At 60.0% G+C, this 26999-nt stretch carries 22 protein-coding genes and 2 pseudogenes; 13 read left to right on the top strand and 11 right to left on the bottom strand.

Annotated elements, in window-relative coordinates; all coding sequences use genetic code 11:
- Window positions 1–31 precede the first annotated feature (31 nt).
- Window positions 32–1486, top strand: coding sequence for a polysaccharide deacetylase family protein (locus EA473_RS09875; RefSeq protein ID WP_124195497.1), 1455 nt, complete (start codon window positions 32–34; stop codon window positions 1484–1486).
- An 80-nt stretch (window positions 1487–1566) separates the two neighbouring features.
- On the opposite strand, the gene EA473_RS09870 is transcribed toward EA473_RS09875, so the two are convergent.
- The 3 genes from EA473_RS09870 to EA473_RS09860 form a co-directional block, all read right to left on the bottom strand.
- A complete protein-coding gene (locus EA473_RS09870; protein WP_124195496.1) occupies window positions 1567–2103 on the bottom strand; it encodes a helix-turn-helix domain-containing protein in 537 nt (178 codons plus the stop codon).
- A 74-nt stretch (window positions 2104–2177) separates the two neighbouring features.
- Window positions 2178–2768, bottom strand: a complete 591-nt coding sequence (locus tag EA473_RS09865) for a flavin reductase family protein (RefSeq protein WP_124195495.1) — start codon at window positions 2766–2768, stop codon at window positions 2178–2180.
- 82 nt (window positions 2769–2850) lie between these two features.
- Window positions 2851–4395: a class I adenylate-forming enzyme family protein gene (locus EA473_RS09860; protein WP_124195494.1), complete on the bottom strand. Its 1545-nt coding sequence runs from the start codon at window positions 4393–4395 to the stop codon at window positions 2851–2853.
- 1223 nt (window positions 4396–5618) lie between these two features.
- Between EA473_RS09860 and EA473_RS09855 the strand changes: the two genes are divergently transcribed.
- The 10 genes from EA473_RS09855 (at window position 5619) to EA473_RS22250 (ending at window position 13575) form a co-directional block, all read left to right on the top strand.
- Window positions 5619–6386, top strand: a complete 768-nt coding sequence (locus tag EA473_RS09855; RefSeq protein ID WP_124195493.1) for an IclR family transcriptional regulator — start codon at window positions 5619–5621, stop codon at window positions 6384–6386.
- Window positions 6387–6442: 56 nt separating this feature from the next.
- Window positions 6443–7477, top strand: coding sequence for a cupin domain-containing protein (locus EA473_RS09850; protein ID WP_124195492.1), 1035 nt, complete (start codon window positions 6443–6445; stop codon window positions 7475–7477).
- 251 nt (window positions 7478–7728) lie between these two features.
- Window positions 7729–8175, top strand: coding sequence for a RidA family protein (locus tag EA473_RS09845; protein ID WP_124195491.1), 447 nt, complete (start codon window positions 7729–7731; stop codon window positions 8173–8175).
- A gap of 450 nt (window positions 8176–8625) precedes the next feature.
- Entirely contained in the window at window positions 8626–9567 is a 942-nt protein-coding gene (gene paaA / locus EA473_RS09840; protein WP_124195490.1) for a 1,2-phenylacetyl-CoA epoxidase subunit PaaA, read from the top strand.
- A 44-nt stretch (window positions 9568–9611) separates the two neighbouring features.
- Window positions 9612–10394, top strand: coding sequence for a 1,2-phenylacetyl-CoA epoxidase subunit PaaC (gene paaC / locus EA473_RS09835; protein ID WP_124195489.1), 783 nt, complete (start codon window positions 9612–9614; stop codon window positions 10392–10394).
- The gene (locus tag EA473_RS09830) at window positions 10391–11773 is read left to right on the top strand and encodes an acetate--CoA ligase family protein (protein WP_124195488.1); all 1383 of its coding nucleotides are present in this window, start codon (window positions 10391–10393) and stop codon (window positions 11771–11773) included. Before paaC ends, EA473_RS09830 begins: the two co-directional genes overlap by 4 nt.
- The gene (locus EA473_RS09825) at window positions 11770–12471 is read left to right on the top strand and encodes an acetate--CoA ligase family protein (RefSeq protein WP_124195487.1); all 702 of its coding nucleotides are present in this window, start codon (window positions 11770–11772) and stop codon (window positions 12469–12471) included. The genes EA473_RS09830 and EA473_RS09825 overlap by 4 nt, the downstream gene beginning before the upstream one ends.
- Before the next feature lie 259 nt (window positions 12472–12730).
- Window positions 12731–12997 (top strand): hypothetical protein, encoded by a 267-nt coding sequence (locus EA473_RS09820; protein ID WP_165875244.1) that lies wholly within the window; start codon window positions 12731–12733, stop codon window positions 12995–12997.
- Between the two features lie 2 nt (window positions 12998–12999).
- Window positions 13000–13398, top strand: coding sequence for a metal-sulfur cluster assembly factor (locus EA473_RS09815; protein ID WP_124195485.1), 399 nt, complete (start codon window positions 13000–13002; stop codon window positions 13396–13398).
- Between the two features lie 3 nt (window positions 13399–13401).
- Complete coding sequence (locus EA473_RS22250; RefSeq protein ID WP_165875243.1) at window positions 13402–13575, top strand: PaaD-like zinc ribbon domain-containing protein; 174 nt, start codon at window positions 13402–13404, stop codon at window positions 13573–13575.
- A gap of 301 nt (window positions 13576–13876) precedes the next feature.
- Here the strand turns inward: EA473_RS22250 and EA473_RS09810 are convergent, their stop codons facing one another.
- From EA473_RS09810 to EA473_RS22760, 8 genes and pseudogenes are all read right to left on the bottom strand, one after another.
- Window positions 13877–15991 (bottom strand): hydantoinase/oxoprolinase family protein, encoded by a 2115-nt coding sequence (locus tag EA473_RS09810; protein WP_124195484.1) that lies wholly within the window; start codon window positions 15989–15991, stop codon window positions 13877–13879.
- A 475-nt stretch (window positions 15992–16466) separates the two neighbouring features.
- Complete coding sequence (locus EA473_RS09805) at window positions 16467–16913, bottom strand: acyl-CoA dehydrogenase (RefSeq protein ID WP_124195483.1); 447 nt, start codon at window positions 16911–16913, stop codon at window positions 16467–16469.
- On the bottom strand, window positions 16910–17905 hold the full coding sequence (locus EA473_RS09800) for a ParA family protein (RefSeq protein ID WP_124195482.1): 996 nt from the start codon (window positions 17903–17905) through the stop codon (window positions 16910–16912). The genes EA473_RS09805 and EA473_RS09800 overlap by 4 nt, the downstream gene beginning before the upstream one ends.
- Window positions 17906–18883: 978 nt before the next feature.
- Window positions 18884–19387: a dihydrofolate reductase gene (locus tag EA473_RS09795; RefSeq protein ID WP_124195481.1), complete on the bottom strand. Its 504-nt coding sequence runs from the start codon at window positions 19385–19387 to the stop codon at window positions 18884–18886.
- A 333-nt stretch (window positions 19388–19720) separates the two neighbouring features.
- Window positions 19721–20044, bottom strand: coding sequence for a transcription initiation factor IIB family protein (locus EA473_RS23385; RefSeq protein WP_243645224.1), 324 nt, complete (start codon window positions 20042–20044; stop codon window positions 19721–19723).
- 131 nt (window positions 20045–20175) lie between these two features.
- Window positions 20176–20539, bottom strand: a pseudogene (locus EA473_RS23380) (transcription initiation factor IIB family protein); the annotation flags it as partial.
- Window positions 20481–20852: pseudogene (locus EA473_RS23375) on the bottom strand (DUF7342 family protein). The pseudogenes EA473_RS23380 and EA473_RS23375, both read right to left, overlap by 59 nt.
- Window positions 20853–20962: 110 nt before the next feature.
- A complete protein-coding gene (locus tag EA473_RS22760; protein WP_124195480.1) occupies window positions 20963–21523 on the bottom strand; it encodes a hypothetical protein in 561 nt (186 codons plus the stop codon).
- 495 nt (window positions 21524–22018) lie between these two features.
- Between EA473_RS22760 and EA473_RS09770 the strand changes: the two genes are divergently transcribed.
- Both EA473_RS09770 and EA473_RS09765 read left to right on the top strand, forming a co-directional pair.
- Window positions 22019–23320 carry a metallophosphoesterase family protein gene (locus tag EA473_RS09770; RefSeq protein ID WP_124195479.1) on the top strand — a complete coding sequence of 434 codons (1302 nt, stop codon included), beginning with the start codon at window positions 22019–22021 and terminating at the stop codon, window positions 23318–23320.
- The gene (locus tag EA473_RS09765; RefSeq protein ID WP_124195478.1) at window positions 23317–26799 is read left to right on the top strand and encodes an AAA family ATPase; all 3483 of its coding nucleotides are present in this window, start codon (window positions 23317–23319) and stop codon (window positions 26797–26799) included. The genes EA473_RS09770 and EA473_RS09765 overlap by 4 nt, the downstream gene beginning before the upstream one ends.
- Window positions 26800–26999: the final 200 nt, after the last annotated feature.

The raw sequence follows: 26999 nt of genomic DNA, 5'->3' as shown, positions 1-26999 counted from the left end.
AATGGCGCTGTAGCTCCCACGACGAGACGACATGACGGAGGGATCCCCATCCAACGGCGACCGGATACACGGGACCGAATCGAACCTCGACGCGTATCCGCCGGTTCGCGGGACGGTGTACAGGGCGACCGATACCGGCCGTACGTACGTCGGCGACGGCTCCGACTGGATCGAAATCGACGCCGCGGAAGGTGGCCCCTCGCTCGGATCAGAGCCGTTTCGAAGCATTAGACCGCCGGTACGACCCGGAAAGACGGGATTCGCGTCGGTCGATCACGACCTTCGATCGCGTCTCGCGAGCTACGAGGGCGGGTACACGAAGCCGGTCTTTCACCTGACGTTCGACGGCGGGGCGGACAACAACCACGAGTTCCGGGAGGTGTTCGAGGAACTCGGCGTGACGCCGACGCTTGCGCTTACGCCCGCGGCGATCGGCGACGACGGGAAGATGACGTGGGACCAGGTCCGCGAACTCCAGCGGGAGTACGGCTGGCGGATGTCGAATCACGGACACAGACACGATCGGTTCGACGAAATCGACCCGCCGGAACAGGAGCGGGAGATCGACGAGGGGATCGACGCGCTACAACGCGAGCAGGTCCACCACGATCACTACATGTACTCGTGGGGGAAATCCGGCGGTCGGGACGGACGATCGATCGTCGCTTCCAGGTACCCGTTCGCGTGGGGGACGGTTCACGCGCCCGATGCGGACGGCATCGTCGACGTCGACTCGCCGTACGAACTCCCGCGGGTGTTGATCGAACGCGAGGAGATGGCGGAGATCGAGGCGGCGATCGACCGGGCGATCGAGAACGAGACCGGGATGGTGTTTTTCGGCCACAACGTAACCGGCGGGAGCCTCGAGGACGAAGACGGGTTCGAGACGTCGGTCGAGAAGATCGAGTCGATCGTGGAGTACGTTCGCGAACGGGGTGGCGAGTGGGTCGACTCGCTCGACGAGGTGCTTCGATACTCGGCGACGCCGGTGCGATTGTCCGCGGGTAGAGAGCCGGTCCACGTCGACGACCTCGAGGCGGGGTCGATCACCGCGGAGACGGCGACCACCGAGAAGATCGGCGCGATGGCGTATCAATCGAACCCGCAGACGATCGAACCGGACGGGTCGACGACGGTATCGCTCGATTCCACCCGGTTCGACCACCGCGGCGAGTTCGACGACGAACGCGACGGGATCACGGTTACGGTCGGCGGGACCTACGAACTTCACGGTGCCGTCACCGTCGCGGAGGCGTCAGCGGGAGCGCAAGTCACGCTCTCGATTCGACGGAACGACGACGTCGTGGCTCGAGCGACTGCCGCAACACCGTCCGACGACGGGGCCGTGTCGACCCGGGCGATGACGCACGCCGAGCTCGAGGCCGGCGATCGAATCGAGATGGCCCTCACGCACGACTCGAGTGATGCGATCGAGACCGACGCCGGCGCTGATTCGGTTTCCCTCGCCGTGTTGAAACTCGGATAACGGTCGCAGTCGGTCTCGTGTGGCTGGCCGAACGGAACTCGTCCGCCGGTGGGGGTGTCCGGTGTGACAGGCCGGCGCGACTACAGGTACTGCTTGCCCGCCGGCGTCTCTTCTAACACGTCGTCGAAGATTTCCGCGTCGGTCTGGAACTTGTGGACGGTGTGAAGCATCGTCGTGTGGAACTGGGCGATCAACGGGCCGTACTGCTTGAACAACTGGTGGACCCACTTCTGTTGTTGCTCGTCCGTCCGGAACTGCGCGATGATGTGCCAGTGGTAGTTCCCGTCTGCATTGAAGAACATCAGTACGTGGGGATCGTTGACGATGTCCCAGTAACACGACTCCCAGTACTCGTCGAAGTTCGGGTAGAAGAAGGCGATTCTGAAGAGGTAGTGTCTGAAGAGGCGTTCGTCGGGGATGATCGTTTCCCGAAACATGTCCTCTTCGGCCATCTCGCGAAGTATCTCGTTGATCCGGTTGTGCGAGAGGTTGATGTCGTGTTTTTCGGCGAGGATTTCGCTGAGTTCTCTCGTGGACGCGGTCGGGTTCGCAACTCGAACTTTGAGAATGACCACGTCGCGCGGGGAGATGTCGTCCGACGGTGGGGTCAGCGTCATAGCTCTCCGTACTGAGGCCACCGTAATAATTCAACTGGATGTAACGTCGTCGGCCCGCGGTCGCCGGTCGGAAACTACGGCGGGCGCTCGTGGTACTCGTACTCGCTAATTGGGGAGTAGTAGCCGCCCGAGAGGCGTCCGACCGCGTCGAGTTCTTTCACGTCGAGTTTTCCGTCCACCGTGATCGAATCGTCGATGTGTGCGCGGACGACGTCTCCGAGGATGAGTGCGGATTTCCCGACCGGGACGATCTCGTGGAGCGTACACTCGAAGGAGACGTCGGCGTTGCCGACCCGGGGCGGGGAGACGACGGTCGACTCGGCGCGTTCGACGTCCGCGTGCTCGAACTCGCTGACCCCGTGAGGGAGGCGCGCACTGGTTTCGTTCATCGTCTCGAGCAGCGGATGGGTGACGATGTTGACCACGAACTCCTCCGTCTCACGGATGTTGACGAAGGTGTCTTTGAGGAGATCGGGTTTCTCCTCGTCGAACTTCGTCACCGAGAGGAGCAACACGGGCGGAGTGGTGGTTGCGACGTTGAAAAAGCTAAACGGTGCGAGGTTTTCCTCACCGTCGGGTGAGATCGAACTCGTCCAGGCGATCGGCCGCGGAACGACCGCGCCTGCTACGGTCCGGTAGTCGATCTCGGATCTAGCCAATTCCATAGGTCACTGTTCGATCGAACGGGCATGTACGTTGTGGTTTCAGCGAAGAGCGCCGTTACTGGTCTCGGAGCTTGTACCGAAGTTACTGGCTCCGAAGTTTGTACCGAAGTATCTTCCCGCTCGCGTTTCGGGGCAAGGACTCGAGAAACTCGTAGCGCCGGGGGCGTTTGAAGTCGGGCAACGACGAACTGTCTTTGCACCACTGATCGAGCGTCTCCTCGTCGACGTCCTCGTCGCAGACGACGTAGGCCTTCGGAATCTCTCCCCACGTGTCGTCGTCGATACCGATGACGCCGACGTCGAGAACGGCAGGGTGGGCTGCGATCTCGTCTTCGACCTCTGCCGGGTAGATGTTCTCTCCGCCGCTGATGATCATGTCGTCGCTTCGGCCGGTGATGACCGTACGTCCCTCCGACGTCTCGTATGCGACGTCGCCGGTGAAAAACCAGCCGTCGTGAATCGCTGCGTCGGTGACGCGTGGTTTATTGTGATACCCGGAGAAGACGATCGGTGACTCCATCGAGACGATCAGCTCACCTTCCGTTCCCTGTTCGACGACGGCGTCGGGATCGTTCGATTCGAGTTCGACGATTCTGGTCGCCTGCAGGAAGTTCGCGGGTCCAGTTTCGGTCGGTTCGCCGTCATCCAGTAGATTGAGCTGTCCGAGCGGCCCGTACGCTTCCGTACACCCGTACTGGTTCGACAGGTAGTCCGGATCGAACTGCGTCGTCACCTGTTCCATGAGCGTCGAGTCCATCGGCGCACCCGAGTAGGTGAGGACGCGTACGGACTCGAGGTCGTACTCGTCGATCCCGTCCGCTTCGACCAGCTTTTTGAAGATCGTCGGTGCCTCGTGCAGGGCGGTCACGTCGTACTCCGAAATCGCGTCGACACACCGTTCGGGATCGAAGTTCGGCTGACAGAGGTAGGTGCCGCTGAGTGCGAGCATCGAACAGAGGATGCCGTGGAGGCCAACGGTGTGATACAGTGGCATGACGCCGAGCATCGTTTCCCCATCGATGCGGAACTGCTGTCCGTACGCGTTCAGAACGACTCTGCTCGCACTCGCGAGCTGGTCTAGTTCGACTCCTTTCGGATCGCCCGTCGTCCCCGAACTGTACTGGATGACGCTCAGGTCGTCCGGCGTGACCGTCACGTCCGGTCGATCCGTCTCGGCCGCCCGGATATCGTCGAACGGTGTCGCAAACGACGGGGTCCGTTCGCCGACGTGAACAAACGTGTCCACCGCCACGTCGCTGTAGAGGTCCGAAACGGTCTCTGCGATCGTATCACCGAAGACGAACGCCGTCGGCTCGGCGTCCGCCAGCGTGTACTCGATTCCCTCCGCTTTCAGACGGAAGTTAAACGGAACGGCGACCGCTCCAAGTTCCTGACAGGCCAGGAACGTGATGCAGTGTTCCGGGCGGTTTTTCAGACAGATCGCGACGTAGTCTCCCTTTTCGACACCGCGTCTGTGCAATCCGTTCGCGACGGCGTTTACTTCCTCCCGTAGCTCGCCGTACGTGAGCCGTTCGTCGGTTTCTAGATCGATGATCGCGTCTTTTTCGGGCGTTCGTTCGACCGCCTGACTGAACAGGGCGGGAATCGTGAAAGTGTTAATTCGCATGGTAGTGGTTGGATAGTGTGGTGTCCGATTCGGGCCGACTCGAGTACGTTCGTCGTCCGTTACCGTGTGAACTGAACTGCTCCCGACTGCGTGAGCGTCCCCGATCGCTCCGGGTTCGGCTCCCGAGTGTCGGCAGATATCGGTCCGAGTGCCGACTGGTCGCTCCCGGAAACCCGTGAGTGTGTCGCGATAATTCGATCGATAGTTCCTTGGGTGCCGTCATAGGTCGGGATCGTATAGCGTTCTAAAGCAGTTATCGATTGCTTCTTAAATCTTCCGCTGCCCGGAAGATCGGGTGCGAGCGCCACTGTCTGCGGTCGCAATCGAACGACCATGGAGGCAAGCGGCTACGATATCCCGCTACTTGCCTGCTGACGTGTCTGTTCTGTGCCGAATCCTGACCGCCGTACCGACTCGAGGCGCGTGAAGAATGTACTGTCACGCCCATCATCAATTGCATAATACGGAACACGTGATGGTGGGCCAACGGATCGTCGCGATTCGCTTTTCGTATAGCCTGACAGGTTAGTGCCAGTCCCAGCAGTGACGAAACAACATACGGAACGGTTTCAGTAACGAATATCGGAAAAATACCGGTTTTTGGGAGTATAATCGCTATTCTACATTACAGTTCTCGATGAATGGTGTGGTGAAGTCGGTTACGATCATCTGTCAGTATTGAGGAGAGGTCTGTGACGGTGGGTCGGTTGTCACACGCGGCCACGGCTACGTGTAGAGCCGCTCGAAACTGGTGATCGGACGCGCCGAGTTAGTCGTCCAACGGTCGCCTGAGGACTCGAACGTACAGTGGAAGGGTTATTCCTCCACTCGTTCCGTGGGACGTACGGTAGTACGGCCCCGAGAACTGATTACATCTGTATGTTTGTAATAACTCTCTGTATCCAGGAATTCGACGATTTCGAATCGACACGGACGAGGAAAGATCGCGGGAACAATCGAAATATCCGGCCGTCACGGACGTTGCAAGGCGATATCACCGTCCTTTAAATTCGAACCCCGTCGCGACGACGAACGTGTCTGTCGGGGATGGTCTTCGATATCGGCCGGCACGGGAGACTGTGGCATCGTCGCGGTGACACGGCACCGAGCGTGTCACACTCGGTGGGTGGCCCAGCAACCGGTATCACCACCGAAAACGTTGGACCGGCCGTCATTGCATATTATGCAATGCACTTATATGACGGTAGTTCCATGAGATGTGTATGCACGACAGTCAGGAACCTCGGGGGCCCGTGGAAACGGATAAGACCGTGTTGCGAATAATTCAGGCGCTCAAGGACGAAGACGGTGCAACGGTGGCCGAACTCGCGGATCGATTGAACATGGCGAAAAGTACTATTCACCGTCATCTGACGACCCTCGAGCAAAGTATGTACGTCGTCAAGCGGGAGGGCGAGTACGAACTCGGTTACAAGTTTCTCGACTTTGGCCGATACGTGCAGACGAGGTCGGAGATCTACGACCTGGCCGAACCGCGCGTCCAGGAACTCGCAACCGAAACCGGGGAGGCGGCGTGGTGTGTCGTCGAACAACACAACTACGCGGTGTACCTCTGTCAGGGAAAGACGCCACAGGCCGTCCAGACCCACGCCCGAATCGGAAAGTGGGAGTACCTTCACACCATCGCAGCGGGAAAGGCGATCCTCGCCCACCTGCCGGACGAACAGATCGACGACGTCATCGAAACGGTCGGCCTCCCGGCACGGACACCGAGTACGATCACGGATCGGGACGAACTGGAGGCGGAACTCGAGCGCATCCGAAACGAAGGCATCGCGTTCAACGACGGGGAAACGGTTCGGGACGTTCGGGCGGTCGCCGTTCCGATACTCCAAAACGGGTACCCCGTCGGGGCGCTGTCCGTCACCGGGCCGAAAAACAGGCTCATCGGCGACAAGTACCGGGAGGACATTCCGAACGCGCTGCTCGGCACAGCAAACGAGATCGAACTCCGACTCACCTACTCGTAATTGTCACAAGTTCGTGGAAACGCTAATATACTTTGACTACAAATCTTCCTAACGAGATGTCATACCTGACTGAGGAGTCTCGAGAAGCCATCGACGATCGGAATCTGCGGACGATGTGGGACGTCCACGACCAGTGGAGTTCGCCGGACACCGATCTCGAACCGTACCTCTGGGAGTGGGAGGATATCGAAGCGTCGCTGCGTACGATCGAAGAGGAAGCCCCGCTCGAGGATCTGCCACAGGGGATCCGACGCTCCCTCGCGCTTCGAACGCCGGGTTCGGATATCACGTCGTCGACGATCGCGGCGTTCTACCAGACCGTCACCCCGGGGGAGGTCGCTGGCGCACACCGACACAACGTCGGTGCCTTCCGATTCGTCGTCGAAGGGAACGACAAGATGTACACCGTCGTCGAAGGTGAGGAGTTCCCCATGGAGCCGGGCGACCTGATCCTCACGCCGAACTGGACCTACCACGACCACGAGAACCAGTCGGACGAGACCGCGGTCTGGGTCGACGTGCTCGACTGGCCGTTTATCGGAAGCGCGCTGGGCGCACCGATCTTCGACAACCACAAGGAGTTCGAGCAGCCGGTGGACAAAGAGCAGGGATACTACAACAGCCAGTTCGGGACGATGCGGCCGGCGAACGACAACGCCAGCCGGTTCCGAGACACGCCGCCGTACCGGTTCAGCTGGGAGGAGACCTACGACGTGCTGACGACCGCAGCCGACAACGACCAGGCGTACGATCCGTACAACGGGGTGAACATGGAGTACGTCAATCCCGAAACCGGCCAGGGACCAGTGATGTCGACGATCGCGCTTCGCCAGCAGATGCTCCGGGATGGCGACTCGACGAAGACGCACAAACACAACACGTCCGAAATCTACTACGTCGTCAAGGGAGCCGGCAAAACCGAAGTCGGCGACGAGACCCTCGAGTGGAGCGAGAAGGACTCGTTCGTTGTCCCGCCGGGCAAGTGGCACTCACACGAGACGACCGCGGACGAGAGCGTCCTGTTCGCGATGAGCGATCGGCCGATCTTCGACGCGTTCAACCTGTACCACGAAGAGCGGAAAGACGAGTGAACGCAACGAGCAGGGGGAGTGCGTACGCGTAGCTGAGCGCCCCGAAGAACCCGAGAGGACGTTTTCACTTCTGTCCTCAGAACGGAGACGTCACTCGAGTCGACTAGAGTCATCGCACAGACCGGGAGTCATCGAACCGGCCGCGATCGATACCGAACGCGGACGAGCGGCCGAAGACAGTCCGAGACGCGACCGGAGAACGGACGATCCCATACGAATAAGTACCAGTATCGACAGAGAGGTAACTGACGATGAAGAAAACCGTTATCGATCCGGCCGCAGGCAACGAACTCGTAGAAGACGCCGATTCCGTCGACGAGACGGCCTACTCGAGGGGCGTCGTCGTCGATCACGACGGGTACAAGCGAGTGTACTGCTCGGGGGTTACGCCGGTCGAGACGGCAGACGACTCGGTCGAAGAACAGACGAGGGAGGTCCTCGAGATAATTCAGGACCTCCTCGCGGATCAGGGCGGTACGATGGACGACGTCGTCCGGGTACGAATCTTCGTACAGGACGTCGTCGGCGACGAGTTTACGACGGTCCACGAGGTCCGCGGACAGTTTTTCGATCGAGATCACTTCCCGGCGAGCACGCTGGTCCAGATCGACACGCTCGTCCGTGGCAACATCGAAATCGAAGCCGAGGCGATCGTTCCCGAGGACGACTGGGACGTCGAAACGATCGATGCGGAGTAAGGCGCACTGATACTTTCGGAGCCACTGCACGTCGATGCACACCTGATCGCACAGCTGTCGTGCGATCCGTACTCGTGGTTCGTCCGATCCGTACTCGTCGGATCGCTCGTGGGTAGTGGTGAGAAGACGGATCCGATTGTGTCGCAGGTGCTGTGAGTCCACGACGCGTCCGGCTCTCGTGACTGCAGGGAGGTCAGGTCCTCCCCGGCCGATTTCTCCTCACGGCTCGAGGCGACGTTCTGCTCACGGGTACGCGACGACCCCGTGGCGCTTCCTCGAGGTTTCGTCGTTACCCTCCTCTCCGAGGACGTGCCATCACGGGATGGGACCTCGAGTGATCGTTCGTTGAACTCATACTGACCTGAATCGAGTTACATCATAATCTTCAACTTAAATAGAGGCCGGTGATTGGAGGGTACATTTATATTAGTCGAGGCCTAGTACACGTGCATGGAACTCGAAGAACGAATCGCGGAGGGTCAAACGATCGAACCGACGGACGACCTGACCGACGAGTACGAGCGGCTCGTCTCCAGGATCGTCCAGTTCACGGCGAACAGCGAACTGATCGGTGCGTTCACGGAACGGCCAATGATCGAGCGAGCGCCGAACTACCACCGGAAGCTCGCGTTGCTCGCGAAAAACCAGGACGAGATCGGCCACGCGCTGATGCAGTATCGGATCGCGGAGGACCTCGGACGGGACCGAGAGCAGATGCTCGAGGATCTGCTCGACGGAAAGGTCGGATACGGGAGCAGTATGCAGTTTCCGGTCGACGACTGGATCGAGCTAACGGCGTTTACGTGTCTGACCGACGGTGCTGCGATGATCCTCCAGCACTCGTTGCTCCAGACCAGTTACGGACCGTACGCGCGAGTTATGCGCCGCATCTGTCGCGAAGAGGAGTTCCACCTTCGTCACGGTCGGGACCTCCTGCGGGAGTACGCGACCGGAACGAGAGCCCAGCAGGAGGCGATGCAGGAGGCCGTCGACCGCTGGTGGCCCCGCGGAATGCTGTTTTTCGGACCGACCGACGACGAGCAAAGCGACGCGGCACTGCGAATGTACGATCTGGGAATCCGTACGAAGAGCAACGACGAACTCCGACAGGATTACCTGGACTTCTGGGTGCCGAAACTCGACGAGCTCGGCCTCGAGATCCCCGACGACAAGCTGGAGTACGACGAGGAGGCGGGTGAGTGGTCTTACACCGAACCCAGCATGGAGATGCTCGAGAAGATCCGAACGGAAGGCGGGCCGGCGGGACAGCGGCGCCTGGACGAACGACGACGCGTGTTCGACGACACGAAGTGGGTTCGTGACGCGCTCGCGGCGCACAACGACCGGGCAACCAACCGAATCGGCGACAATCTCGACGCCACGGCCGACTGAGACGCGCCGTTCGACGCACAAACACAACTACACATAACAGACCAATGACACCATCTATCCCAGACGACAGCCGAACGGAAACCCTCGAGTTTCTGCTCGCCATCGCCGACGACGAGTACTTCACCGGACACCGCCTCGGAATGTGGCTGGCAGTCAGTCCGACCCTCGAGGAAGACAACGCGCTGACCAGCATCGCACAGGACGAACTCGGCCACGCTCGACTGTGGTACGACGTCGTTGCCGACGAGCGATCGACCACGACCGACGACCTCGCGATCGGCCGAGGCCACGACGATCGGCGTAACTCGATTCTCGTCGAGCGCGAGCATCACGATTTCGCCGACGCGATCGTCCGAAGTTACCTCTACGATCGAGCCGAACTGCTCTTCCTCGAGTCGATCCGCGACGGCGACGTCGAAGCGCTCGCTGACACGGCGTCGGTCGCGCTCAACGAGGAGCCGTTCCACCGCGAACACGCGGCGAAGTGGCTCGAGGTTCTCCACGCCACCGACGAGGGAACCGAGCGCCTCGAGCGTGCGTTCGAGACGAACCTCGAGGCCGCGTCGGACCTCTTTGCGTTCGAGGAATCCCAGCAGGACGCACTCGTCGATGCGGGCGTTCTCGCTCGCTCGCCGGACGAACTCGCCGAGACGTGGGAAACGGAGGTGACGAAGACGCTCTCCGAGCTCCCGATCGACGTCGACAGCCAGGCGGTCGCCGACGCCGTCTCGAACTCCCCGTCGACGAACGGCCGGCGCGGCGAACACACGGACGAGTTCCCGGCGGTCCTCGAGGAAATGGAACCGGCGACGATCGACCAGATATGAGCCTCAGTAGGCTGTTCGAACCCGAATCGATCGCGGTGATCGGGGCCTCCGCCGACGAGGGGAAGATCGGGTACGCCGCGATGGACAACATTCGGTCGTTCGACGGCCGGGTGTATCCGGTCAACCCGAGCACGGGCGAACTGTTCGGTCACCGATGTTACGACGCGATCGACGAGGTCGACGACCGGGTCGATCTGGCGCTGTCGTGTGTACCGCGGCAGGTGACTCCCGCGGTCGTCGAGGAGTGCGGCGAGGCGGACGTCGGCGGCGTCGTCGTCTACGCGGCGGGGTTCTCCGAACACACCGAAGAGGGGAGCGAACTCGAGGCCGAAATCGTCGCGACCGCTCGAGAGCACGACCTCGCCGTTCTCGGACCGAACACGAGCGGCTTCATCAACGCGAACGACGGCGTTATCGCCTCGTTCGTCTCCGATACCGACGCGGTGCCCGCGGGAAACGTCGCGGTCGTCGCACAGAGCGGCGGGATCAACCACGTCCTCATGTTCATGGCTGAGAACAACCGCGTCGGGATCTCGAAAGCGATCGGGCTCGGAAACGCGGCCGACACCGACTTCGCCGAGGTGATCACCTACCTGGACGCGGACGACGATACCGAATCGATCCTGTTGCACGTGGAAGGGACGGACGACGCGCGGGCGTTGCTCGAGACCTGTCGTGGCGTCGAAACGCCGGTTTCGATCTACAAGGTCGGTCGGGAGGACGTGACGGACTTCGCCGCGTCGCACACGGGATCGATGGTCGGCGATTACCAGCTGTACGAGGCCGGCTGTGCACAATACGGCGTTCCGATGGTCGACTCGTGTCAGGAGCTGCTCGACGTCGGAAACGCGTTCGCGTCGCTTCCGGAACCGGACGGGTCGAACGTGGCGCTCGTCACCGGCCAGGCGGGGCCGGGAATCGCGATCACGGACCGGCTCAAACGTGCCGGGACGACGCTGCCGTCCCTCTCGGAGCGGACGTGCGAGACGATCGACGACATCTTGCCCGGGCTGACGTACACGTCGAACCCGGTCGATACGGGCCAGCCCCCGGATCCGGCCGCATACGAGACGCTGCTCGGAGCGATCGCCGAAGACGAGGCGGTCGACATCCTCCTCGTCTACCAGCTCTACGAGGAGCGAGTCGAGTATCCGGTCGATATCCTCGAGGGACTCGTCGAAGACACGGGCGTCCCTGCGGTGTTTGCGACGACCGGACCATCCGACGCCGTCGACGATGCGGTCGAGCGGTTTCACTCCGCCGGCATCCCGGCGTTCCAGAGCCCAGAGCGCGGCGCAGAGGCGGTCAACGCACTCGCGACGTACGCTGAGATGAAGACGGACTCACCGACCGTGACCACAGCGGGGTCCGAACGATGAGCGGCGGGACCGATCACGAGAACGCCGGCAGTGCCGACGTCCTGACCGAAGCGGACGCGAAATCGCTGCTGTCCGAGGCCGGAGTTCCGGTTCCGGACTTCGAACTCGTCTCGTCGCCGGAGGAGGCGGTCGACGTCGCCGACTCGATCGGCTATCCGGTCGTGGTGAAGGTGTCCTCACCGGCTGTCCAGCACAAATCGGAGTGGGGCGACGGTGTCGGCGTCCATCTCGGTCTGTCGAACGCGGAGGCGGTACGAGACGCCGCCGAAGCCATCCAGGAGGCGGCAGACGACCGCGAACTCGAGGTCGATATTCTGGTCGAAGCGGCGGTGGACACCGACGAGGGCGTCGAAACGATCGTCGGCGGAACGCAGACGCAGGCGTTCGGCCCGACGGTCGTCTTCGGCCTCGGCGGCACGTTCACGGAGGTACTCGAGGACGTGACCCACCGTCTGGCACCGATCGGAACGGACGAGGCCGGGCAAATGACCGAAGAGATACAGGGTGCGGAGTTGCTCGAGGGGTTCCGTGGCTCACCACAAACGGACCGGGAAGCGATCGCGTCGACCATCGCGACCGTGAGCGATCTCGTCGCCGACGAGGAGTGGATCGCGGAGATCGAGATCAATCCGTTGCTGGCGACCGAGACGGGCGTCGTTGCACTCGACGCACTCGTGGTGCGGGCGGACGACGACTGAGCCTCGCGGAAAACTCGCTTTCGAATTTCGCGTCGGTCACACCCGACCGTCGGCCGTGGGAACCGAGTTGCGAACCGCGGTCGACCGTTCCGTAACCATCGTCCCTCGGTGTACCGCTGGCGCTCTCGATTTCCGTTCCGAGATTCAGCCTGGCGAATACCGGGATGCAGCTCGGTGAAGTTACAACGAACGCTTTGACGGGGCATATAGCTCCCAATCATGGATAAGGTTTTTACCCATGGCTCTCGATAATCATTGTATGGAACCGTACAGGGTCTTCGTTCAATGGCAGCGGGGAAAACCCCACGAGTACGCCCAGACCGTGACCGCCGCGGACGACGAGATGGCTCTCATGCTCGCAAAACGTAACATCGACCTCCGATCCGATCCGCTCGACATCTGGGTCACACCGGAAAGCGAGATAACGGAGATGTCGAAGGACGAAACCGCATTGACGCCGAGTACTGACCGGACGTATCGGGAAGTGTCCGGCTACTCCGCACAGCCTACGGACGGTTCGACGTGAGTATGACCGACGCATCCATCCCGGATCCACGACAGCAACTCGAGACGGCCCCGGCCGAAGAACGGGCGGTCTGGGACGCACTGTTGACGGTCGAGGATCCCGAGCTTCCGGTCAGTATCGTCGACCTCGGGCTGGTGTACGACGTTTCCCTCGAGGGCGGACACGCGACGGTCGAGATGACGCTTACGTACTCGGGCTGTCCGGCCCGCGAGATGATCGTCGACGACGTCGAACGAGCGGTTACCTCGGTGTCCGGCGTGGACTCCGTCGAGGTGGACCTCGTCTACTCACCCCCGTGGTCTACCGACCACATCACGGACGTCGGTCGGGACGAGCTTTCGGAGTGGGGACTGGCCCTCCCGGAGAAGTCGTCGACGTCCGGTGCGGCCTGCACCCAGTAACCGATGTCGTTCGACCGAAATCGCGGACGGACCGGGGACGAAACGGGCGACAAAACCGTTCGGTGTCCCTACTGCGGGTCCGACGAGTGCGTCCTCGAGCGTGAACGGGGGCCGGGACTCTGTCGAACCGTCCACTACTGTACGGACTGCGAGCAGCCCTTCGAAGAGTTCGGCTGAGTTTTCGGACCGACGATCGACGGAGCGAGACTTCTCTCCAGCAGTCGTCTCTTGTCAGTACTCGTTTCCTGGTAGTATCCGTTTCACAGCGTGCCCTGTCGAATTTGTCCGGGCCGAATCGACTACCGGGTAGCTCGGAGTAATAGTAATCGTCGAAGCGATTCGCCCCGCTCTCACCGTTGAAGCGATCCTGTCCGTTCGCGCCGTTGAACAGATTCTCTCCGATCGCACGCAGCCGACCACACCCCCAGTGCTGGCCGTTGATTCGCAAACGGGAGTGCAATGACGGAAAACGAGTACTCTACCGCTCGTAGTCGTCTTCGTCGATCTGTATCTCGATATTCTGATAGCGGTCCATTCGTGCGACGTCGCCGGGGTTGAGGACGATCGTCGTCACCGGCGTCAGGATAACGCCAGGCTCTCGGATCTCGTCGCCCGGCTCGAGCGCTTCGAAGTCGTACAGTCCGGCGTCGATACGGCCGCCGGCTGCTTCAAAGTGCATCTCTTTCGTTCCGATTCGGGCGTGTTCGGCGCTCGAGTCGGTTATCGCCTTCTCGTCGAGATCGGGCGTCTCCAGCGGGCCGATTCCCCGAACTCTGAACTCGGTCATCTCGATGCCGCCCTCTTTGAACGCCGAGCCCTTGCCGTAGCGCTGTTCGTACAGCGTCTCGAACTGCTCGACGACCTCGTCGACGTCCGCCGAGTTCAACGGCCCCGTCGTCTCGACGGGCGTGAGCAGCTCGTGGACCTGCCGCTGATACCGCATACTGATCGACCGTTCGATATCGGCCTCGTCTTCGTCGAACCCTTCGCGGGCGAGTTTGTCCCGTGCCGTCTCCTCGAGGTCGGCGAAGATGCCGTTGATCTCGTCTGGATCGAACGGCGGCTCGATCTGTCTGACGTCGATGTGTTCGTGAGTGACGTCCGTCGAGAGCAGGCCGAGCGCGCTGTTGACCGACGCCGTGTAGGGGATGAGCACCTCGGGGATGTCCAGTTCGCGTGCGTAGGAGGTCGCATGCATACCGGCCGCGCCGCCGATAGAGACGAGCGTGAACGTCCGCGGGTCGATCCCCTTCTCGACGGTCATCTCGCGGAGGAGGTCCGCGATCATCGAGTTGATGAGCTTGTAGATGTCCGCTGCAGCGTCGGTGACCGACTTGCCCAGCGGATCGGCGATCTGTTCTTCGAAGGCGTCGTAGGCGGCGTCGGGATCCATCTCCTTTTCGCCGCCGAGGAAGTGCTCCGGCGAGAAGTAGCCCTGGATGAGGTCGACGTCGGTCACGGTCGGTTTCTCTCCACCGCGGTCGTAACAGACGGGGCCGGGATCGGAACCGGCGCTCTCCGGTCCGATCGTGGGGACGTTGTTTTTCTCGTCGAGTGATACGACGCTGCCGCCTGCGACGGCGATCGAGTGGATGTCACGCTTGGGGAACTGGTAGTGGTGGCGACCAACCATCGGCTCGTCGGCGTACTCGATGCGGTTGTCGTTGATGACGCCGACTTTGAACGTCGTTCCGCCCATATCCGTCGAGATGATGTTGTCGATTCCTCGGCGGTTCGCGACGAACTTGCTCCCGAGGAGGCCGCCGACCGGCCCGGACTCCATCAACCCGACCGGGCGCTCGATCGCGTCCTGCCGACTGACGAGCCCGCCGTGAGCGAACATCAACAGGAGCAACCCGTCGAAGCCGTACTCGACCAGCGTCGAACGCAGACTCGTCAGATACTGCTCGGTCGCGGGACCGAGATAGGCGTTCAGTACCGTCGTCGACGTTCGTTCGTACTCACCGAGTGTCGGGGATACCTCACTCGAGATGGATACGTACACCTCGGGATACCGTTCCTCGATGAGCTCTTTGATACGGCGTTCGTGCTCCGGAACGGTAAACGACCAGAGTAGACAGCCGGCGATCGACTCGACGCCGTCTTCTACGAGGGCGTCGACTGCCTCGAGCACCTCCTCTTCGTCGAGTTCTTTGACGACGCGTTCTCGGTATGCGCGTTCGGAGAGTCCCTCGATTCGCTGGCGAGGGATCAGCGGCTCCGGCTTATCCGCACTGACGATGTCTTTGACTTCCTCGAAGGGAAGTCCGGACCACCGTCCGTACCCACCACGTGTGGCGTGAAGGGTTTCCTCGAACCCTTCCGTGGTCAACAGTCCGGTTTCCGAGCCATCGCGCTCGAACAGCGCGTTTTCGCCAACTGAGGTCGCGTGCAAGAACAGGTCGGTGTTCTGGAGCAGTTCCTCGAGGCCGATATCCATGTCCTCGGTCGCATCCGACAGCGAATCGAAGATCCCCTGGGAGAAATCCGGATACGTCGTCAGATCCTTTCCGATGTACACTCGCCCCTCTTCGTCCATCACCGTCGAATCGGTACACGTCCCGCCGATGTCAGTGCCTATTCGGTATCCCATATGATCTCCTGCAATTGTTGAATAGAGTCGATACAGACGAGTTAAATCTATGGGTCGCCGTCTCTGTGTCAGATATTCGATAAGCAGGTTCGGCGTCTGAATGGGAGACCCGTGCCAATCGGTGAAACTTTTGGATTAGTTTCTACGCATCCACTCGAGATCTCCCGACGGAACCTCGCCTCGTACAGAGTGGGGTTTCGACGTTTGGTTCGTGTCGTGTCTGGTTCGTATATCTCGTCGATTGATACGGTTTGCTATGACTGATTGCCGGTCGATCGCCCACCGTTCTGCGATCGACCGGTAAAGACTCATAGCAGACCGTATGAGACGCTGGTTTCGTTCGATCGTTCGACCGCACTGGAACCGTGAGTGACGAGTTTCGGCCCAACAGTCGTGGCTTTGTTGGAAATATGAGGAAAAATAATGGCCTTATTATCTATCTGCTAAACTGATGTTTTAGGATTTGTGTCGGGAGTTAGTCGAATACACCGTACCCTTCCTCGGCCATCAACTCTGCGACTGCCTCCGGGTTTCGAAACGCGTGGATGAGAGCGAACTCGCGGGCGTCCGTCTTCGAGACGTCGTCGACGTCGAGGTGGGTGGCGAGCTCCTGGCGAAATTCGGACTCCTGACTGTGGACCTGCTCACGAAGGTGGATCTCGATCCGCCGATTCCTTTCGTCGGAAACGTTGCTTCGACGGATGAAGTATGGATACTCTTCCGGCGGTTTCTCCGCCGACGAACGGCCTTCTGTCTCTGGCCCTGAACTATCACTATCTTTTCTATTCTTGGTTTGTCCAGAATCACTATCACGTTCTGTAAAGTCCGTCGCGGACTCCTCGTCTTCGTCCGATCGGTCGGACGAGTCGGATCCTCCGTCGCCGAAATCCAGGTTCCCGGAACCGGATTTGAAGCTGGTCATCGTGTCACGACCTCCGTTTCCGCCCGTTCTCGGACGTCGAACGTCCTCGGTTCGTCGTCCTGGATGTCGAGGACCAGTTCCGTATCGACGTCGACGCCGAACGTGTCGGTGGCGATAAACGCCGCGAGCTCGTAGAGATCACACAGCGTTTCTACTTCCCTGTCTCGCACTCTACGGTGCCCCGGCTCACTGACCATCTCACCGTCGTCTTCGAACGTCTTCCACCCCTCTTCGAGGACTTTAAACGCCGATCCTCGGGCCTCCCACATCGTGTCCATCAAGCTCTCTCGGTCTGCGATGGCGACCGGGGTATCGAACTCGTCGGTTCCGTCGAACTGTTTGTAGTACTGCTGGTGGGCGTTGGTTTGTCCGACACCAGATGGGATGACACAGGAAAGCCCGATCTGTATATCTAGTTCGTCGCTCATGTTCGCTACGAGCTCTTCGAGTCCGTCCAGACTCAGGTTGCCTTTTCCTGCGGGTTTGACCGGGGCGACGAGCGTGCGGAGGGCAAAGATAGCATTGTAAAGGAGGTCTTCCGCGCGGGCGTTCGGGTCGATGAGAACGGCGTCGTACTCTTCGTGTAACGCCTGCTTCTCCCAGAGCAACTCGTGGAGGAGTTCGTACCGTGGATACTCCGCTTTGCTCATGTTCTTCATCCCCGTCTCGTAGGAAATCTTCTGCTCGAGATTCGACGTGAAGTCGCTGAGCATGTCGTGACTTGGGATGACGTCTACCCCCTCGTCGGACGTCTCGATCAGGTCGTCGAAGTCACCGTCGGGCATCTCGAGGATGTGTTTGACCAGGTTGTCCACGTCGGGATCGCTTCGGTGCTCGCCCACGTCGAAGAGACTCGTCAAATTCCCCTCCTGTGGATCGAGGTCGATGACGCAGACGTCCAGCCCCATCCGAGCCCACGCCGCCGCAAGGTTAGCGGTCGTCGTGGTTTTGAACGTCCCGCCCGATTCCGAGTAGACGACAACGGTAATCATACGCGGAGTAATTTCGATTTAGAGTACTTAATTCTGTCCCAGAATGTCGTCACTCATTATCGGAACAGATGCTCGTAACAGACGTCTATAACAGACGTATGTAATTGGTTCCTGTAATACATGGATGTGATATCTGGGCGTGTCAAGTGGCTGTGACAGACACCTGTAGTTCGCTCTTACATGCGATCAGACTCGAGCACATGCTACCGATTGTGGTTCGATCCAGAGGCTCATTTCCGAGCTCGCTGTGTCTGACTCAATATACAGATATCTATTACAGACGCCTATAACAGCTATCTGTGGCAGGTCCGGGAGCGTTCGTATTTCGGCCGACGGCGTCGATCGCTCCCTCGAATCTCGTTACGATATCTGTCACAGAGATACATTACGGACAGATCGGCCGGCCTATGATGCGTAACGGAACTCTGGTACAGACTTCTTTCACAGATGCCTGTAACATATGCTCATCTGTAACAGATGGCCGTCTGGAGCTATTCTCGGAGTTCACTCAGTAAGCCCTCTCGATCAACTGTGACGAGCGACTGTTACAGACGTCTGTAATAGATGCCCGTCATGGGCTTCGATAACAGGCCAGGCACGTCATGCTCTCGGACAGTCCTCGGGCGGTCCGTAAACCAACACGCTGTGTGAAAACGTTTCGAGCTACGATTCCGAGCGGACCAGTTCGGCCAGAGACCGGTCTCGAGAGTACAATCGTTCTCAGCCACTGATCCCCGGCCGTCGTCTGGTGACCACTGGCAAAGTTTCGGTAACCAGCACCTCCGGAAGAGACACTACTCGCCCTTTGGTCGTCCGTCCAGCCAAGCTCCCACTCGGGCAGAACGTTCCAGACGACTCAGCCCGGTGGCCGCTGAGTGCGATCGTGAGCAAGTCGTGCAGCAATTACGACCGAACCCTCGAGTTACACGGACCGCAGGCGAGTACCGATTCTATCGGAACCGACGCATGACGGTCGTCTCAATTCACAACGTCGATAACTGCCGGTCGGTCGGACCGGACCCATTTTTCGACAGTAAACGACTCGTACGACGTCCGATTGTCGACTCGCCACTCGTCGCGTTCCCAGGACGGGAAGTACGAATCACCGTCGTGGTCGCCGGCCACTCGAGTCAGCACCATCTCGTCGGCGTGGGGCTGGAAGAGTTCGTAGATCGATTCACCGCCCAGAACGTACGCCGTACTCGAGTCCGTCGCCGCTGCCGTCTCGATGGCCGCTTCGACCGACGAGACGTACGTCGTCGTGGCATCGTCACTGTCGGACCGGGTGCGACTCAGGACGATCCGGTGTGACCCAGCAGGGTCAGCGTTCATCTCGTCGTGCGTTCGCCGACCGAGGATGACCGGCGAGTCGGCGACTCGAGCCCGATACTGTTCGACGTCCTTGGGCAAGCGCCAGGGGACGTCACCGTCCTTTCCGATTACTCGGTTTTCGTCGAGTGCCGCAACCGAGACGAGTTTCATCGGTTCGAACTCGCAGTTGGGCGTGTAAGAGTCATTCTACTTCGGGAGGGTACGGTAGTTTGGTTACACACTCGTCTGTAAGAGATGTCTGTTACAGACTTCTGTTACTGTGGTATCGTTTTCCCTCAAGGGTGAGATTGACACCGAGGAACGCCTCTCCAAGCGACCGAAGTTCCTGGCGATCGTGATATCTTTGATTCATCGAGGTACTCTTTGTAGGCACGTCTCCTACTTAAACTCAAGCCGAGACCGATCAACGAACTTCTGAGGCGTTTGTTCAGCTTTCACTTCAAGTCACCCCACGATACTTTGCCGTTGAACCTTGTGAGGTAACTACTTCCGATCTTCGAGGACTTCGAGCAGGCCATCACGGTGTGCTCGAATCGTCGTCGACGTGTTTGCACTGTCAGCAACCTCTTGCTGTGAGAGCCCATAACCGAACTCGTGGCTGGCTCGGTATAGACAGGTTGCAGCGAAGCCTCGAGGACGACGTCCACTTGAGATCCCAGCATCTTCTGCGAGCGTTGCTAACTCGAGTGCTCGGTGTCGAATCTCATCTGGAACCTCGGGCGTGGCTGCGAGTCGTGGGAGGGCATTCTGTAGCCGTGGAATTGGTTTAGTATCTCGAGGTCGGTGTTCATCTCCGAGTACGCACACTCTATAGTAACAACTGGAACTATTTACACACTGATCGCACAGCTGTCGTGCGACCAGGTGTGCATTGACTTCCAGTGGCTACTATAGCTCTGATCGTGAGCACGTCGCCACCTGCTTGATCTCTTCGAGGGTCCGTCTGAGTCCATTGCACCGACACACTGCGTAGACGCTCGTTGCTGCACTTCCCTCAAGTGACCGCCCTTAACAGAGGTCCTCTCCTTGGGCACGCCGAATGAGCAGACACGCCTGTTCGCACAGCGAGTCTGGCAACTCGAGCGCACTTACGATCCGACGGATTTCACCGAGACTGTATCCAAGATTTCGTTCACGTTTTGATCGCTATCGACTGCGTCGATGCTCCCGCCGAAGGCGATTGAGTTGACTACGCTTCTGTCCGGGGAGTGCGTTCCCTTGCCCATCCGTCTACCACCCGATTTCAGTGGACAGTCCACGGTCGTGTCGGCGTGCTGTGAGCGGAGTACCTATTCGACGTTGGCTCGAGCTCTTGCAGTGAATCGACGTCGTATTTGCGTTTCCACGTTCCAATCTCCGATGCGATTGCCTCGAGTTCGTCTCGGAGCTCGTCTTTCGTATTTTCGACGACAAGCTCCTAGACATGGTCGAGATACGCTCGCATCGGATCGATCTTGTAGCGGGTATCGGTGTCTATCTCGACGGTTGTGAGCTGGCCTGCATCAATGAGATACTCGAGTTGGGATTTCGTTGTTTCCCAAGATGCAACCTCCGCTTGTTCTTTTGTCCAGTTGACCGACCGGAGCTCACGAAGTGTGAAAGCAACGGCTTCGATCCGATCTCAGGCAGTCATCGCTTCAGTCCAGTCGCCCACGGTATTGGGCGTGGATATGAGTCTCTGAACTTTCAATTTGAGAGTAGGCCGCTATATCGGAGAGGCAGTGGTTACCGAACGAACGTCCCATCTGGTGCAGGAACAAGTCCAGTCCGAATCTCGAGGTCAACACGGCGGAGATGCTTGCAACCCCCGTCTGGTTGGCGCTGTTCGAAATCAGGGCAGGTGCACGTCTCTTTTTCGACGTCGACTACGTACGTTGTTCCACTCTCGCTGAGGACGGTATAGACGGGTCCTTGTTGGCCGAATCGTACGTCTATATCTTCGGTAAGTGCACGGCGAGTTCGTGGTTCGTCGATCGAGTACCCACCCGCCTCGAGTGCAGTTGGTGGCTGTGGGGTGTCACAAGGGCTGGTGAACTCGTCTCGACGGCCGCGTTCGTGTCCACATTTTCTGCAGCGCCAGTAGCGTGTCGGGTATTCGTGACCCTCAGTCAGGTCAATCTCGTACGGTGACGGCTCCGTGCCGAGGAGCCACTCGTCAATGGCGACGAGCTCATGTCCGTGTAGGTGGGCAACGTCACCTGGATAGCTGCGGTCTCGATCGCTTGTGTCTGTCTGGGCCGATTCGTTCCGATGCGGGTCGCTCTGCAGTGGCTGATCCGTACTCATCAGTGATCTCGAGGCACACTCAGTTGCGCCTCGAGCCTCTCAGGCGCACAAAAAATGACTTTGAGCGTCTGCTGTTGAGATCCAGTAGTGTTGGTACCATCGGAGGAAGCAGTGTTGGAGCCGGCCACGATGACCAGTCGTATCCGCACGACTACGACGAAGAATCGAACTCCGATGAGACTCTGAACTGTGCCGCGACTCTGTTCTGGACGGGAACGCGGGTGTCAGTACGGATTCAACGGAACGGTTTGCACTCAAACCTACGGGCGTGCAGAGCGCGTCCTGAGTCCTGACGATGCTCGGCAATGCACTTCGGACAGTTTTTGATGGTCTTGTCAATGGTGCAATCCCCAACACCTAACTTATCTGTCTAACATCTCCAAACCAGCAACTCAGGCTTCTTCCCCCGCGCCACTCGTTGAAGTCTGCCAGATTTAACAAAATATCACTGGATTTATATAGTTATGTTCTCCAGAGGCACATCATCTGAGAAACATGGTGCGGGATGAAATTACGATCCTCTGTACGGGTGACATTCACCTAGGACGTCACTCCAGTCGGATCCCCAAAGATTTAGATAGTCCCGAGTTCTCGCCGACTGCCGTCTGGCGAGATATCGTCCGAGAGGCCATCAAGCGCGACGTCGATGCGGTCGCAATCAGCGGCGACGTCGCCGATCGAGAGAACAAGTATTTCGAGGCTTACGGTGCCTTTGAGGACGGCGCCGCTCGACTTGACGCCGCCGACATTCCCGTCGTCGCAGTGGCCGGAAACCATGATTTCGACGTGTTTCCACGAATCCAGCGCGATCTCGAGCTCGAGAGCCTCCACCTACTCGGGGAGGACGGGACATGGGACTACTGGACTCTCGAGCGCGACGGCCAGCCGCTCGTCCGCTTCGACGGCTGGTCGTTCCCTGACGAGCACGTCTATGAGTCCCCGCTTGAGTCGTACGACCTGCCCGACAGCAACGTACCGCGAATTGGCGTCCTGCACGCCGATCTTGGCTCTCGGGAGAGCCCGTATGCGCCAGTCGAACTCGCCGACCTTCGTGAGAAGCCGGTGATGGCGTGGCTGCTTGGCCACATTCACAGACCGTCGATCCCGAATAAGTCCAACCCGTTGGTCTGTTATCCGGGATCACCACAGGCACTTGATCCGGGTGAATCAGGTCCTCACGGTCCGTGGTTGCTATCAATTGACTCGAACGACCAGCCGGCTGTTGAACGGATCCCGCTCTCGACAGTCCGCTATGATACCCTCGAGATCGACGTCTCCGGTATCGAGGATCCGAAGGCCGCCATGCCGAAAATCTCCGACCGCCTCCGAGAACACGTTGAGTCGTTGTCGGGGCACGGATCACTGGAACTCATACTCCCCTGTATCCGACTCATGGGCCGGACGGAAGCCCACGCAGATCTCGTCGATCGAAGTGACGCGATCCGGGAGCAGCTAGGTACCAGGGCGGGCTCGGCCGACGTCCGCATCGAGGCCGTCGAAGTCGACACGCGACCGGAGGTCGACCTCGAGGAGCGCGCTACGGGCGACGACGCGGTCGCGGCCGTCGCCAAGCTGCTCATAGAACTCAAGAATGGCGAGCTGAGCGACGAGAACGAACGACTCCTCGGGGAATCACTGGACGCTATGCGCCAGGCCCACAACGCCAGCGCGTACACCGTGCTCAGGCAGGAGACAGACATAGACCGTCCCGACAGAGACGATGCGATAGAGACGCTCGAAACACAGGCTAGGCTGGTCCTCGATACGCTGCTGGAACAAACGGAGGCCGAAGCATGACCGAGGACGCAGAGGGGCTCACGTTGGACAGCGTCGACCTCGTCCGCGCCCCTGGGTTTGAGTCTGAGGGGGTCGCGGTCGAGGACGTATCTCCGGGTATCAACGTCGTTCACGGCCCGAACGCGGCTGGGAAGACGACCATGGCCGAGGCGATCCAGTGGCTGCTCTGGCCGGAGACCAGCGCTGATCGAGCGACCGTCCTCGGCTCCCTCTCGCTAAACGGGACGGATTGGCGAATCGAACTGGACGGCGGACGTGTCTCCTACCAACGCAACGGCCAAGACGCGAACGGGCCACCGCTCCCGACCGCCGACCACCGCGACCGCTACCAGCTCTCGCTGCATGATCTCCTCCAGCAGGATACCCGCAACGAGAGCTTCGCCGAAACCATCGAACGCGAGTCCGCCGGAGGCTACGACCTCGCGGCGGTCCACGATGAACTGGGATACGACGACACGCCGAATACGCGCCGCAAGAGCGAGGTCAAAGAGGCGGAGAACGCAGTCCAGCAGTGGCGTGAGGCGCAGGCTGACGTCACCGATCTTCAGCGGGAACGGGACCGGCTCTCGACGCTCCAGGACGCCCTCGAGGAAGCGAGAGACGCGAAGGCGAAGGTTGACTTACTCGACCAAGCGATCGAGTACGTCGAGACCCGCGACGAGCTGCAAGCGGCGCAGGCAGAACTCGACGAGTTCTCTGATGTCCTCGAGCGCGTCGACGGCAACGAACTCAAGACGGTGGATGGACTCGAAGACGAAATTCAGGAATGGACGGAGAAACGAAATGCGGCCGAAGCTGAACGACGGGAGGCCCGCCAGCAACTCGGTGACGTCGAGCTTCCAAACGAAGGCGTCCCCACCGGCCGTATTGATCAACTGAAGAAACGCAGGGACGAACTCGAGGGGGCTCAAGACCGGAAACGGAATCTCGAGGCAGAGCTCGAAAGTGTCAAAGCGTCTCGAGCAAACGCTCGTCATGATATCCCCCTCGAGGTCAATCAAGACGAACTAGTTGAGTTCGATCCCGTCACGTGGAAGGACGTCTCGCGATTCGCCCGGCGGGCAGAGTCAGTGCGGGCCGAACGCGAGTCTCGAGCGGCGATCGAGTCCCACTTCGAGGACGCAGAGGTAGACTGGTTCGACAGTGATCGAGCGACACTGCAGCGGGCCAGTCAGTCGCTGGAGCAGTGGTTAGCGACGCCGTCACCTGACAATACCGAGACGGACGATGCCGCCTATCGGATCGCCCTCGTCTCGTCTGCGATGCTCTCAGTAGCCGGCATCGCGCTCGGACTGCTGGTCAATCCGGCACTTTTCGTGACGTTGCTGGCGGCGGCCGGGGTCTTCCTGTACGGCTACCGCAACCGGAAACCGACGGACACCGGCCACGATCCGCGGCGGCCATACCGCGAGTCGTTCGAGGGGACTGGTGTGGCCGCTCCGGACTCCTGGACGGAAGACGATGTCCACGCCCGGCTGGTCGAACTCTACGATGCGCTTGCCCAGTATGAGGTGGCCCAAGAGCGTAACCAGCTGCACAAAACGCTCGTCCCTGACCAGGAGAACCTCGAAGCAAAGCAACGATCGCTCGAGGAGACGCGCGAAGAGCTTCAAGAGCGACTCGGTGCGAGTCCGGACGCCACCGACGTGGAACTCACTGTCCTCACGAAGCGGATCCTCGACTGGCAGGAGGCCCACGACGACGTAGTTGGGCTCCAGCAAGAACTCGAGTCAGTCGAGCGACAGATTGCTTCGCTCCGCGAACAGCTCCATACCGAGCTGGAACCGTACGGCTACGATGACGTCGCGGACGCGGCGCCAGCGACGGAGGTGATCCGAGACCTCGAACGGCGTGAGAGTCGGCATGAGTCGGCGAAATCGACGCTCGAGCGCACCCAGGGGACGATCGAAGAGGCCACCGAGAAAATCGAATCACTCGAGACAGAGCGAGACACCGTCTTCATCGATCTCGATCTCGAGCCCGGTGACCGTGACGCACTCCGACACCTGTGCGAGCAGGTCGACGACTACGAGCAAGCAGTGAAAGACGTCGAATCGGCTAAAGCCGTCGCCGAGAACGAACGCTCCGACCTTGAGGCGTACGCGGAGTACGATCCGGGCCTCGAAAAGCGAACCGTCCCCGAACTTGAGGACGAGAAGCGGGAAGCGGTGGAGGTCGCCGATCGATACGACGAGATCCGCGACGATATCGCCGAGATCGAGACGAAGATCGACCAGGCTAAACGCAATGATGCGGTCGAGGCGGCGATCACAGCAAAGGAGCGTGCGCTGGAATCGCTTCGGGGCCAACTCGAGTCAGACTCCGCTGCGATGGTCGGTGACGTACTCGTCGGACACGTCCAGGAAACCACGCTGGAGGCTGGTCGGCCGGTGGTCTTCGAACGCGCTCGAGAGATTTTGACGACAATCACCCGTGGCCGGTATCGGTTGGATCTCGACGAAGACGAAACCTCGTTCCGGGCCTTCGATACGGCCAAGGGGAAGGGCTTTGCATTAGACGAGCTTTCAAGTGGTACCCGTCTGCAGGTGCTGCTGGCCGTCCGAATCGCGTTCGTCGAGCAACAGGAGCAAGACGTCCAGCTGCCGCTTCTCCTCGACGAAACACTCGCAAATTCGGACGACCTGCGGGCCGACGTGATCATCGAGTCGATGATCGAACTCGCGCGAGCAGGCCGGCAGGTGTTTTACTTCACCGCACAGGGCGACGAGGTAGCGAAGTGGCTTGCCGCACTCGAGGATACTGACGCCGTCGACCACTCAGTGATCGATCTGGCGGACGCACGCGACCTCGACCGAACTGTACAGGTACCCGACATCGACGAGATTTCCGCCCAGGTACCCGAGCCGCCACGCCCCGACGGACACAATCACGAAACCTACGGCGAGGAGCTGGACGTTCCGTCGTTCAACCCCCATCGCGGGGCCGGAACCGCACACCTCTGGTACGTCGTCGATGATCCCGAGATGCTCTACGAATTGCTGAAACTCGGGATCGACCGCTGGGGCCAACTCAAGAACCTGCTCGAGCGCGGCAACGGAGCCCTCGCCGTTGACGACCCCGATCGACTGGAACCCGTTCGACAGAACGCCGCCGGGTTCGACGCCTTCGTGAAGGCATGGAAGGTCGGTCGCGGCGAACCCGTCGACCGGCAGATCCTCGAGGACTCCGGCGCCGTCAGCGACAACTTCATCGACAGGGTCACTGATCTCGCGGAATCAGTCAATGGTGACGCCGAAGGGATCATTGAGGGACTGCGAAACGGGGAGGTCAATCGGTTCCACAGCGACAAGACCGACGAACTCGAGACGTATTTCGAGGAAAACGGCTACATCGAACCGACTGACCCCCTAGACGACGACCAGATCCGACTTCGGATGGTCGAACGGCTCGTCGAAACCGGGGTCGACCGAGCCGACGCGAACGACCGGGCGACAGCGCTTCTCTCGCGACTTGGCTGAGGCGCGGATCGCCGGTTTGTCAGCACAACTGGAGAATACCTCGGGGATTGATCGCCGATTCTATTCACTCGAGCTAAAGGTGTTCTGAGAATCCGGATTCAGAATTCGACCCAGCGCGACTCGAGTACGTTCCAATTGCTATTTTTGTGGCGCTGATATATGCGACATTTGCGGTGGTCAGCCCTGAAATAGCAGGACGA

The sequence above is a fragment of the Natrarchaeobius chitinivorans genome (assembly GCF_003841505.1).
Classification (GTDB): Archaea; Halobacteriota; Halobacteria; order Halobacteriales; family Natrialbaceae; genus Natrarchaeobius; species Natrarchaeobius chitinivorans.
This window is presented reverse-complemented; position numbering and strand designations above follow the sequence as displayed.